We start from the raw sequence: 240 nt of genomic DNA, 5'->3' as shown, positions 1-240 counted from the left end.
GGTGTCGCAGGTTCGAATCCTGTCTTCCCGATATATGGCGGTGTAGCTCAGCTGGCTAGAGCGTCCGGTTCATACCCGGGAGGTCGGGGGTTCGATCCCCTTCGCCGCTATAATGATCTTGTTGGACCTTTAGCTCAGCTGGTTAGAGCTCTCGGCTCATAACCGAGTGGTCGTAGGTTCAAGTCCTACAAGGTCCATTTAAATAATATGGAGGATTACCCAAGTCCGGCTGAAGGGAAC

At 52.9% G+C, this 240-nt stretch carries 2 tRNA genes; both read left to right on the top strand.

The window, feature by feature from the left end:
* Nucleotides 1-36 precede the first annotated feature (36 nt).
* A tRNA-Met gene (locus tag HMPREF2701_RS10395) sits at nucleotides 37-110 on the top strand.
* Nucleotides 111-123: 13 nt separating this feature from the next.
* Nucleotides 124-197 (top strand) — tRNA-Ile (locus HMPREF2701_RS10390).
* Nucleotides 198-240: the final 43 nt, after the last annotated feature.

This window comes from Streptococcus sp. HMSC077D04 (genome assembly GCF_001808785.1).
Classification (GTDB): domain Bacteria; phylum Bacillota; class Bacilli; order Lactobacillales; family Streptococcaceae; genus Streptococcus; species Streptococcus mitis_BX.
The sequence above is the reverse complement of the archived record's forward strand: the minus strand, read 5'-3'. Positions and strand labels throughout refer to the sequence as shown.